Source organism: Flavobacterium sp. YO64 (assembly GCF_004119505.1).
Classification (GTDB): Bacteria; Bacteroidota; Bacteroidia; order Flavobacteriales; family Flavobacteriaceae; genus Flavobacterium; species Flavobacterium oncorhynchi.
In genome coordinates, this window is the sequence record NZ_NRQV01000011.1 from 55,731 (window position 1) to 68,254 (window position 12,524).

A 12,524-nucleotide genomic window follows, 5' to 3' on the forward strand; every position below is an offset into this window, starting at 1 on the left:
TTTTTTAAATAGAGTTTATTTTGATAGCAGCTTCAGGTTCTATTACCCTCAACGACATCGGCACTTGCCATTTTTTACTATGAATGTTTCCTTCGTATTCTTCTATATCAACATAAAGTTGTTCTTGCTTTCTTGCTTGATTTGCTCCATTTATCTTCCTATTAAAAACTAAATCTGTCGAGCTATCAAGATTTTCTTCCAATTCTTTCCATTCCTTGAAAGCCTCTTCAATCCATTGTTTAATGTGCGTGACATTCTCTTGTTTTAGAAGATTATTAATCAGTTTATCAAAATTAGAAAGTCTTTCTTTTCTAATGCTAAAATATTCGGTCAATTCGGAAATAATTAAGGAAAGTTCTTCATTCGAAATGAAAGAAATATTACTAGCTGAATCTCTTTCTGTAAATCTTGTAGTGTGACGAATCATTGTAGCCAAATATAACCCCATATATCGCTCAACAGATTTTTTTGTAAACGGAGTAATGGAAATTGGTTCAACGTAGCTGTACATCTTTTCGTGAAACTCAATGAATTTTTCATAGTGAGATATATCTCTTGTCCTAAAAGGATGATGAACAGTCAAAACCAATCCATAATCGTTCCTTGCAACACGACTACTTGCCTGAATATATTCAGCAGTATTTCGAGGCATTGAATTCATAATAATGGTATTGAAACGAGAAACATCAATTCCTACTGAAATCATATTTGTCGCCACTATAAATTCAGGAGGAACATTACCTTTTACAACTTCTTCATTTTCAATATTCGCAAATCTATTCTTAGGTTTCCATTTAGTTTCTATATTTTTAAGTTCATTTTTAACTTCTTCTCCTGACAATCTTCCTGTTAATTCAGCTTCTTGTATTGGACCATAAGTATATAAAGAGTGCATTAACTTTTGAGGACGAATAACTCTGTTGAATACTCTCCGAAGTTCTTTTAAAATGTAAGTCTGTACCTGTGATTGTGTTTTTCCTACTTCTTTTAAGCTATTGAAATAAGAGATAGTAGTGTGATAATAATCCATCGCTTTTTCAAAATCTTTATATCTTTCAAAATCAATCGGAGTATTATCTGATAATTCTTTTAGCTCAAAAATTGCCCGGTGTGCCATTACGATAGCTGCAAGCCTCATTTGCATCCAAATTTGTGTTCTACCTGTTGGCAATACACCAATGTATTTTCGTTTGGATAAATACTCCTCGTTTTCCATTTCTGGATTCTGAAATTTTCTTCGATAAAAGGCAAAGAATGAATCATCACATTCGACTCCGGGTTTGGGAAAAAGATTGACTTTTCGGTCAAACAAGGCAGCAATTTGCAATTGAGTATTTCTTGTAGTGGCAGTAGATGAAATTATTTTTGGTCTTGTTCCATCTTCTCGTGTACAAAGCTGGTCAACTGCAGACTCAAACAAAGCAACAGCTGAACCAAGAGGGCCAAGTAATAGGTGCAACTCATCCTGAATTATCAAATCAGGAGGTAAATAACCCTGTTGAGGTTTGCCTCGTTCCCAATTTCCTTTGCCAAATAAACGCCTTGAGTCTGCGTTTCTACCTTTGTCCGTTCCTTTTACTTTATGGGCCAATTGGGCAAACTTATCAACTGTTCCGAATAGCAATGTTGGTGGATGTTGATAGATAATCTGATCAGACAAACATACTGGAATCGCACCTTGATCATTTTCTCTAATTCTGGCTCGTCTTTTTGGATATGAAAAGGAGCATTTATTGTTGGAACATTTTAAATGAACTTTGTTTGAAAACCAATGATTTTCTCTATTATTAAGGTTTTCTGTATCCTCTTTATCCTCTCCTTGGATATTACTTCCACACCAAGGACAATTTGAAAAGGGTATTTTATTTGGTTGGTTATTATTTAGTTTTTCAAATTCAGTTATTAAATCTTCTGTTTCGTTTGGCAACGAATTGTCTCCAACCCACAATCCAATTGTGATAGGTTCACTTCCTAATCCATATTGATTCCAACGTCTTATTAATTCTAATGCCATTATCACCAACGATGCTCGCTGAAATTGTTGCATTGTAAGTAATCGCAAAGTATATCTCATAATGGAAGCAACTCCGCCCCCGTTCTCTTTGTATAATTTTCTTCGATTGATAATTGTAAGAGCAATTAGTCCAAGATATGCTTCCGTTTTTCCGCCTCCTGTTGGGAACCAAACCAAATCAACCCACTCATTTCTTTTTTTCCAATTTTCATCATTTTCTGATTTGAAAATCCCATCAAGATTCAGTAAAATAAATGCTAGCTGAAATGCTCTCCATCCTGCAGATTCATTATACGGTGGGAACAATTTATCGTCAGCAATTTTATAAAAATCGAAATCAAAAAGATTAAAATCATTTTGTTCGAGTAGGGGGATTACTTTATCATCTTTAACTTTTACAGAATGCCATAGTTGCATAAACATAGCGGCATTCATTAATCTAAATGAAGCAAGATTGTCTTTATTGTCTTCTCCTTTAAATAAGGTTTCAACATTTGCTTTCATTCGTTGATAATCTTGTTCACATTTTTCTAATTCTTGATGAGCGATGTCCCTTAAATCATTTTGATATTTCACATCTTCTTTCTTGTTCTCAATCCATTTGCCGTAAGAGTCTACAAACGCCAGTAAACCATTGATAACTTCATCGTCTTTTGCATTAGAAAATAGGGAAAGCCATTTAAATTCTTGAGCTTGAGAGTTCTCTAAAAACAATGGTGATGTAAATTCACCTTCATTATTCTCTATTGCAAGTTTACTTTTATCTCTTGGTATTGGATCTATATCAGGCGTTTCACATTCAGGCAAATACTCTGTTTCTACTTTTTTATTTTTACTACTCCATTTTACTGAGCACCCGTGTCCAATAGCATAATCCTTGAATTGATCATAAATAAATTGAGTCGTTGTGTCTTCATCATAAATACCTGATTCATCTACTGAATACTTATAATCAGAATAAGACACTAAAAACTCATTTTCTACAGAAATTTTAACACCAAAGAATGTTCGTTGATTCACTACTTCATTAAAAGTAGAGAAATATCTACTATCTTTTTCTTTATCTAATGTAAAGGCTGTACTTGTATTAACTAATTGAACTTTTACAAAAATCTTATTGACTTCTTTTCTTGAGTCTCTACTTAACTGAACGTTCGCTGATAGCGAAGCATAATTATTTTGATTATCGTCTATGTTAAACTTAAACAGGTGCTCTAAACCCTTTTTTTCGAATTCAGTGTCATCAATTATAGTAATATCTTCATTTGCCTGAGGTTTACTGTGTAAAAAAGATGTCTTACTTTTGGTTTTTGGAAAATCAATGTTTTTTAGTCTGATTGTTTTTTTTATAGGATTAGATTCCCATAGTCCGTATCCTCCTGAATAAACGTCTAAAATGTTTCGTAAATGTTCAGTAATATTTTCAATTAGTTCTATTTGTTGTGTAATGGCATATAACTCTTGTCTTTTGTTGCTATCAGTAACTGAATTCTTCAACTCATAAAAAATGGTTGATTTTAAATTGCTCAAATAGCATTTTTCTTTAGATAAAAGAGGTAAACGATAAATGATATTTGTCTTATCATATAAATTTTCGGCTTTGTTCTTTTGAATAGATCTAATAGTAGTTTTTAGTTCAGTAATTTGTTCTGAACTTATTTTAGACAACAGTACAAAATCGTTTTGTCCTTTATTTACAATTGAAAATTGCACTAATTTGTGTTCGATTAGAAAATTTTTGAACTCATCCACATCAATTTCACATAATACCCCATATTTTTTATTGAATTTCCCTTCCTTGTCCTGTTTTAGTTTTTTGTAATATCTAAATGAAACATCAAATTCTATTTCCCCTTTTTCTAAAATTTGTTCATCTAAACAGAAGGTTATTCCCATAGTTTTGGGATACATTTGGTTTAATTCTACACCATTGGAAACTTCTTCAGATTCCATACTATTATCTTGAGAATCATTTTCGTCAACTCCATCTTCTAATTCTGTTTGTTCATTATTATCAAGAATAGCACCTTCTCCGCAAGTCCCGCTTTTATCTTCTGGAAAAAGAATACCTGTGCTGTAAATAGCGGCAGGAACAATGTCCAAAATCTCGGTGTCATAGCTCAATGATTGTTCTGCGCTTAGATTTTTTTTTACTAAAATTTCATCATCTATGTCAACATATTTATATCCGTTTATTCCTGGGCCTAATGTTTGTTCCAGTATAAAAGTTTCTAAAGAGTTTCTTTTTTGTAATACTTTGTTCATTATTCAACTTTTTTGAATTTTTCTAATTCTTTTAACGTCACCTCTGCTTTTATCAGCTCAACCAAGGTAATTAAGTTGTCTCCTAAATATTTCTCATGAATACCTAATTCTTCTAAAGGGTGTTTTCTAATATATTTTTCAAGATTAGCTTTAACCGTCTTACTAATATCTACTCCTTCATCAAAACTACCGTCATTAAACAAATCTTGTAAAAGGCGGTTCATTTGACGGGTACTTTGGCGATTTGATTGTTTAGACGCATTTTTTAATCTTTGTATGAGAATAAAATATGTGTTTGGAAGATTTAGAAAATTACATAATTCTATGAACACCTTTTTATTGAGCGGTGCAATAGATTCGCTTTCGGGGCTTAACCAATTATTTTTGAAATGAAGAAAAGAGACTATTTTTAGACCTTTATTTTCTAAAAACATTCCAAGTTCTTCATATAATAATTCTTCATTTGAGTTTAACGCCCTTTGTTTCAATAAAAGTTTCCAAAGCCTTCCGGTTGTATCCTCATCAATTTGAAACTTTTGCCGAATCACATTCAATTCCTCTTCTTGCTGAGTAGTGTCTATCATTTTTTCATATAGATTGATACTTTCTTGAATTTCATCAAGATGGTGAATGTAGTATTTTTCATCTTTATCAATTGTTTCTACAATTGTTTCGATTTTTTCAACTTTAAAAGCTTTATTGTCCGTTGTATAAATGAAAAGCTCAGAACTGTTGAAAGTTTTCTCTCTTTCACCTTTTAATTTGAGCTTAATTGTTTCTCGATTAGAATTGCTTGAATATTGTTGTTCTAAGTCCCAAATTGTATTATCTTCTTTTTGAGGGCGTAAGCTATTGATAGATTTTTTTAACCTTTCCCATTGAAAATATTTTTGTCTTATTGGATGATTTGAAAGTTTATAAAATTCATTTGCTACATTATATTTTGCCCATTGGTATCTGTTGGAAAATAGAAATTTGTGGTATATAGCTCCAATAATTGTGTTTTTTGAAACAGTTGTTTCTATAATATTTGGATAAAAATAATAAGGATATTTTCCTTGATCTTGATAGGATAAAACCAAAATCTCACCACCATTAATGTTTTTAAAATCAAACCAAGAGCACAACTTATTTCCGGCTGACAATTGAAGTGAAGAGGATAGCAGTTGTTTCATCTTTTTTGTTTTGAGTATAAAATCGTCAACTATCAATAAGGTTTCATTTTTTATCTTTTTAGATAAAACTTGCTTGAAATCAGAAGCGATAATCAAATCCAAAACATTCTCCAAAGAGTCTTTTAATGATGATTTATTTTCATCGCTTAAATCCAATAATTTTTGCTTTGTTTCGTCCGATATCATTTTGGAAGAATCGTTCTCTAAAAATATATCTTTAAGTATGAAGTTTTTAATTTCTTCATTTAAACACAAGGAATATAAATTCATCATTTTGATAGAGCGTAATTCATATAAATCCAGAATAGCTGTTTCGATTACAAAAGTATTCCACAAATCAGAATTGTTATTTCCAATAAATAAAGTACGGATATGTTTATTATTTTTTTGCCCTAAAACGAAGTCCAACTCAGATTGAAGAAACGGATAACAATCATTATTAGGGATTTTAAATCTACTCTGAATTAAATCTAACTTATCTCTTAGACTTTGTACAGAGCTATTTTTATTACCAAAAGAGAGTACTAAAAAGTTTTTTAGATTAATATCATTATTCTTTATCTCTTGCAGAGAAAAATACTGCATCTGCTTCTTTTCTTCACAGTCAAATAAGATAACAGTTTCCAAGTTGTCAATGATTGAATTGTCAGTTTCATCTATTTCATTTAAAGTTAATTTTGTGTTTAATAGATTGAATGTTGGATAGGTGCTGTAATTCTCAATTGTGCAAGCATAAGGTCTTGTTGCAAAAATGTCATTCATGAAATTAGTCAACCGAACCTGACAATTGAAAATTGAATTAGCCGAAACATCAATATTGTTACCAAACTGGTTATAAAAATTAAGTAATTTATTTACTTCTTTTTTATCTCTAAGCCAAATTTTATAGGTTCTATTACCTCCATTTTTTCCACTTGCGCCATTGGGACAGGTAGAAAGCTTCATTAATCTTGATTTAAGTTTTGTTTTTACTTTTTGAAGATTACCAACGTTTAAAGTTGAAACATTTGTTTTACTACTTTTTATGAAAAATCGTATTAAAAAATATTGAGCAATTACCAACAGTGAGACATCATCAAGATCATATTCAAAATGTAGATGTAGTGTTTTCGTCTCTTGCTTATCTTCTTTAAATAATTCATCTAATAATAAATGAATGTAACAGAGTAAAAGAATATGCTTTTCTTTTTCTTCACTTTGAATTGACGCAACAATTTCCTGAAAAAAAGTATCTTCTTCGCTCTGAAAGTGAAGTAAATGCTGGCGAATATGTTGGTCTATAAGATTCACTATTGTACTATATTTATTTCTACATTCAACATTGCACGAGTTATTCCCACAAACATTTCATATTTATTAAGTTCCGAGGGGTCAGAAATAATCATATAAACATTCTTTTTTTCCAGTCCTTTGAATTTCAGGATTGAGGTATATCGAAGCTTATTCGCAGTGTCTCCGACATTTGATTCAGAAAGTTCTTCAATATCTTTAATTATCAATAATTCTCTTAAATCGTCGCTTCCTTTATAACTTCCTTTAAGAAAAGTTGACTCTATCAAAACAACACAATCATTACCTTTTAAAGAAGAGTCAGTTTCACGAATTGGTGTTAAGATTGATTTAACGATGTGCTTTTTTACACTTTGTAAATCTTTATGATAGTAAATAGAAATATTAGAATATAAATCCTTGAAATCCTCATTGCTAAATACTTTTGGGTTATCTAATATTTCAGCACTTAATTTTCGAATATCAGGATTTTGAATACTTCGTTTTACCTCGTTCAGCTTGAAATGAGAATAATACTCTGAAATCAAATCTGCAAGTTCAGAAACGTTTCTCCCACTAATAGAATAACTTTGATCTATATCGTAAAGAACAAGAGAGTTCCCATTCTGTAGCCCTTTACTATTGTATCCTGAAAATGAATTAACAAATAAGTCTAAACCTTTGTCAAATACATCCTGTGCTTCATCTATAACAATAAAGTCGTAAGGGACTAATCTGCTTCCTTTCTCTAATATTGAAATAGTTTCTTTTACCAAATCGTAAAATTCATCTTCTGAGAACCGACTCAGTTTTTCATAATCTATTTCAGGGTTAAGTTTTTGAAAAAAACGAAAAAATGTTGTTATCTCTACATTGTTTAACAAATTTCGTTCATCCAACAATGATTTAGTATAATGCATTAAAAGATTGTTCCAGCACAAGTAAATCCCCTTTTTGTCTGACTGCTTGTCAATAAATGCTTTGGCAAGTGTTGTTTTTCCTGAACCTGGAGGACCTTGAATTAAAATTCTTTGATTTTTATAGAGACCTTCAAGAATTTCAATGTTATGAATCCCGAGCCACTCCAACGTGTTAATAGAAGCATTATGGTTTCTATCACCAATTTTTGGGCTTAGTATTTTTTTGACTACAGTGTACTCCTTCGCTGTAAGATCTTCATAATTTCTGAAATGTCGTTTGTGTTTGTTTTTTGAATATTCTATAGCATCTAAAAGAAATTTTTCAATTGAATTATTAAAAAATGTAGCGTTGTATGCTGTCCATAGTAAATTAGAATCAATCAATTTTGAGTCAAAAGGATAATCAACATGCGGAAAGGCGACAACTTCGCAAAAAAAACAGTTTTTTAAATTATTGAGAACATTATCTTTTAAAGTGAATTTATATCCTTCCACTTGTTTAAAAGGATTTTGTTTCATTGGAGTTTCAAATTTTTTTCCATAATAGAACATATTATCGATTGTAGAAATAGCTCCACCTTTTACTTCCAATATTATCAGTCCATGTTTTGAAAGAATAACAAAATCAATTTGTGCACTTGTTTTTTTATAATAATTCAAATGGTCTGAATGTTCAGTTAATTTCAAATCGTGCCAAATATCCCATTCAATTTCACTTTTACTCAAATCCTCCCAAAGTTTTCGATAAACATCAATTTCACCGTGAAGAGGACTTCCGTCTTCTTTTACGATAATACTCTCTAATGCATCTATTGGATTATTTGGATGAAAGTGAACAGGCATAGTTATTATTATTTGAGAGTTTTATTTGTTAATGTTGAAATTTTGTTTACTCCATATAAAGCCAAGATTTGTCTCATTGGAATTTTTTCTTTGAACTTAAATATTGAATTTGATTGATCTTGAGTATATATTTCTTGATCTAATTCAGTTTCGTTGATTATTTTTTTTAGGTCTTCCATTAGATAAGTAGGCTCTCTTTTACCATTTTCAGATTTTTGCTGTTCATACATTTTCTGCATTAAAGATGAATCTGCAATTTTTTCAGAAAAACCATTATTAATAATCTTTATAAATTTTTCTCCTTCCTTAACTTCTTTTTTTATCAAATCTTCTATGCTTTTATAAAAGCCATCTGAAACTTCTTGATGTTTAAAATTAACACCTGTGCCGTATTGAATAGAAGTTTTCCATTTTCTAACGTCTTTCTTATTAGATACAATGTTGAAATTTGAAAGTGTGACTGTTAGATTTCCGTCTTTAATGGGATGTCTTCTGTATTTTGAGTTTTTAGTTCTTTTAGGAGGATTGGTAAAAACGCCTTCTTTAAAAGAATTTAAATTTACTATACCGTCTAAGTTAATTTCTTGTTTTAAAAATAACTTTTCAGGTATTGGATAATCATTTTGTTTTAAAAATTCCACAGCCAATGCTCTACTAACAGTCGGACAAACAGCATTCCCTATTTGTCTCCATTTTGCATACAAATTCCCGGTAAATTGATATGTAATTGGAAAACCCATAATAGAAGAAATCTCTCTAACCGTAGGAGAGCGATATTCCCCATCTCCTTTACGAACATAATCTGATTTATATATTAGACCTTCTCTAGATGTTCCACTTTTTGTTGCTGTTACTGTTCGACTAGGTTTATCCAAGTTTTCGGGAAAAGACATTTTCCCCATACAATGATGATTTGTTTTCAATTCTTTTGATTGCCTCCATTCACATTCATAAAGCCCACTATCGTAAAAATGGTCAGTAAGTTCTAACGCTTTAATTTTTATTTCGGGATAAACAGGATCAATAATATCGCTTTCGAGTGTTTTCAAACTAGGAGGAGGTAGTTTGTCAATTAATTGCTCAAGTGTTCTCCAAGAGTTTAAAGAAGCGCCTTTTTCTACGTGGCTTGGTGTAGGAATAACAAAAATTCTTTTAGAGATTATTTCTCCAGAAATAGATCTTTTACGTGATTGATGTGAACCATAATCGGCAGAATTTATAATAAATGTATTTGATAAGAGTTTTAAAGCTTCATCGTCAGGAGATTTGCCATTCTCCAATGCCCATTCTGCAAGATTTAAATCACTAAACGTATATACTTCTTGTAAATGCTTCTTAGAATTAACCACGTTTTCCATAAACCATCCTTCAAGAACCGAATTAGTTTGATGCTTTTTTACAGCAACAATTCTTAAAAAGGTCTTTATTAAGCGTAATCCTAATTTTTTATCTGCTTTTCCTGATTTATTTGACGAGGAAAAACTTACACAAGGTGGGCTTCCTAATATTATAGATGTATTAGGGATATTCTCAATTTCTTCTATTGAATTTTCAAAATCTAAAATATTTTTTATTTCACATTGAAGGTTAAAATTGTGGTTAAATGTGTCTATTGCAGGGGTCCAATTATCATATCCTTTGACAATTTTGAATCCCATTTGGCTAAATCCTTCTGAAAAACCTCCTGCTCCGCAAAAGAAATCTATTATTGTAAAGGGATTATATGTTTTCATAGAGTTTATTTCTTTAATATTCATAATAAATAATGATGTGAGTAAAGCAGAAATATCTCAAATTACTGCCTAGAGAATGAAGTTTTAAATTGGTTTTACAACTTGTTTTATCTATTATGTGGTTCGGTTTATATTAGTTAATATTCAGTTTAATTATACGTAGAGTAATTACTGGCGACATTAAAAATGTGAATTATATCTCGACGTTGGAAAATCTTACAATACTACATAAAAAAAACTTTGTATAATTATGGGTTTCCGTAAAAACAATATTATTTTTTAGATTTAAAAAAAATAATAAAAATTAGCTTGAAGGAAATTAATTTAAACTTTACTACCTAGTACAATACCTAGTACAAGAAATCTTATAAGCTCAAACCAAATTGAGAAAAAAAGTAACAAATGAATTTTGATGCATCCGTTACTTTTTTAAATATTTTTATGATGTCTCCTTTTCTTTTTTTTGTTAAATTGTTTTGAAACATAATCGTTTATTTTCTCTCCGCGAAGCAAAATTTCGGCTAGATTTCCACTTATGTACTCTCTTGATTCAAGATGTTGAAAATTCTCTGAATTTTTTGGAATAGAGTTTTGATTCTTTCTTTCTATTTCAAGAATATTGATAGCACAGTTTTCCTGAATTCCTTTTGCACTGAATTCTTTTCCAAGACTGCTTCCGTTGAAAACGGATCTGGTTTTATGGTCAACGTAAGTTATTCCGTAAAGCTGTCCTTCTATGCTTTTTCTGAGTATCATGTGAATACTTTCTTTTTGCAATACTTTGGATAATTTTTCGGGAGAAAATATGCTTTCACGATAGAAAGCCATTTTTATGGCATTTTTTACATATTTTTTACAAGTTTCTTTCTCTGCGTCATTAGACTTAAACTTTCCTTCCAGAAATTTTAAGGTAGGTCTGCTGTAGAATTCGCTTGCTTTTATCGGCACACCTATAGGTTTTGAATTCTGGTCAAGTATTTTATAAAGCAGTCCGTTGTTTTTAAAAACTCTCGATTCCTCGCTTCCTCTGTCAGCATGAACATTATAGAGGTTTAGAACCGCGTTGAGTTCAGGCAGGCTTGAATATTTGTAATCAAATAAAATCTTGTTTAAAACTGAATTGATCGCCTTTCTGGACTCTGCTTTTCCGTATTGGACTCTGACGACATCTATCGGATTTAACGAAAATTGTTCTTTCTGTTTTCTTCCTTCAGCTTTTACAAGTCCGAACATTTCTTCAATTTCTTTTCGGGCAGGTTCTGATTTTCTAATCCCTAATAAATGCAGGTCGATTCTTTTTCCGTCTCTCTGAATGTTATTTGTTACAATATGGCAGTGCGGATGTCCCGCATCATGATGCTGATACACCAGATAAGGCTGTCTGCCGAATCCCAGTTTTTCCATATAAGTATCTGCAATTTCAGCCAGTTTTTCTTTCGAATGATTCTCCGAAGGATCAAAGTTGAGAGAGATATGCACCGAATTCCGCTTCGCATTGGTATTGAGTTCTGCCAGTTTTAGAAAGCGGTTTAATTTTGAAGTGAAACTCAGTTTTTCCAGTTCCAGCGGATAATTCACCGCACTGATGCATTCAGCTTTTCCCATCTCAACTTTATTTTCGTTATAATTCAGAATGCCTCTTATGGAGGAGCTTGTTTTTATTACTGCAACCATTTTTCTGCTATTTTCTGGGTGTGGTCTGAGACTTCTTCCATTTTATCAAAAAGCCTTTTTCTCTGGATCTCGAACAGATAAAGATGTCCTTTAAAATCGGGAACTGTTTTGAGCGTGTTTATCTTTCTGGCAATCTGATTGATATTATTGCCGATTGCCCGTAATTCGGAAGTAAGTACAGATGTTTCCTCCATAAGTTCATCTAAAGACTGGTTTCTGTAGGTGGCGACAATGGGTTTGTTGAATAAGTGTCTTCTGATATGATCACTTAATTTTCGGCAGGTGCTCGCTCTGAATCTCTTTTCCAGTTCGGCATACTCCAATGGAGTGAATCGCAGTCCCACGATTCGTGTTCTGTTTGAATTTTCTCTTTTCATCATCTTTCATTTTCATTATTATCAAACTCTTTGCTTTTAAGTTTCTCCACCGCCGAGTTCCGAGGAAATGGGTGGCAAGATAGGCGGTTGTTAAACAACCGTTCATCTTGCTGATGTCAGGAACGTGGACATCTTTGGAGATTTTTTAAAAGCCAGGAACTAATTTAATGAGAATCTTCGAAATTTTGATAAGTAAAATTTACCTATGATAACTTTAGGCAGTTAGAATGAATAAATACTTAAAAAAGAAAAAG

At 31.5% G+C, this 12,524-nt stretch carries 6 protein-coding genes; all 6 read right to left on the minus strand.

Annotated features, from left to right (window positions below):
* Positions 1–4: 4 nt before the first annotated feature.
* The 6 genes from BOW57_RS09765 to mobC all read right to left on the minus strand — a co-directional run bounded on the left by BOW57_RS09765 (position 5) and on the right by mobC (position 12,270).
* Positions 5–4,279: a helicase-related protein gene (locus BOW57_RS09765; protein ID WP_129053969.1), complete on the minus strand. Its 4,275-nt coding sequence runs from the start codon at positions 4,277–4,279 to the stop codon at positions 5–7.
* Complete coding sequence (locus BOW57_RS09770; protein WP_129053970.1) at positions 4,279–6,744, minus strand: hypothetical protein; 2,466 nt, start codon at positions 6,742–6,744, stop codon at positions 4,279–4,281. The genes BOW57_RS09765 and BOW57_RS09770 overlap by 1 nt, the downstream gene beginning before the upstream one ends.
* Entirely contained in the window at positions 6,744–8,486 is a 1,743-nt protein-coding gene (locus BOW57_RS09775) for a nuclease-related domain-containing DEAD/DEAH box helicase (protein ID WP_129053971.1), read from the minus strand. Before BOW57_RS09775 ends, BOW57_RS09770 begins: the two co-directional genes overlap by 1 nt.
* Before the next feature lie 8 nt (positions 8,487–8,494).
* The gene (locus BOW57_RS09780; RefSeq protein WP_241687427.1) at positions 8,495–10,243 is read right to left on the minus strand and encodes a DNA cytosine methyltransferase; all 1,749 of its coding nucleotides are present in this window, start codon (positions 10,241–10,243) and stop codon (positions 8,495–8,497) included.
* A 405-nt stretch (positions 10,244–10,648) separates the two neighbouring features.
* Complete coding sequence (locus BOW57_RS09785) at positions 10,649–11,893, minus strand: relaxase/mobilization nuclease domain-containing protein (RefSeq protein ID WP_129053972.1); 1,245 nt, start codon at positions 11,891–11,893, stop codon at positions 10,649–10,651.
* Positions 11,881–12,270: a plasmid mobilization relaxosome protein MobC gene (gene mobC, locus BOW57_RS09790; protein WP_241687428.1), complete on the minus strand. Its 390-nt coding sequence runs from the start codon at positions 12,268–12,270 to the stop codon at positions 11,881–11,883. Before mobC ends, BOW57_RS09785 begins: the two co-directional genes overlap by 13 nt.
* Positions 12,271–12,524 lie beyond the last annotated feature (254 nt).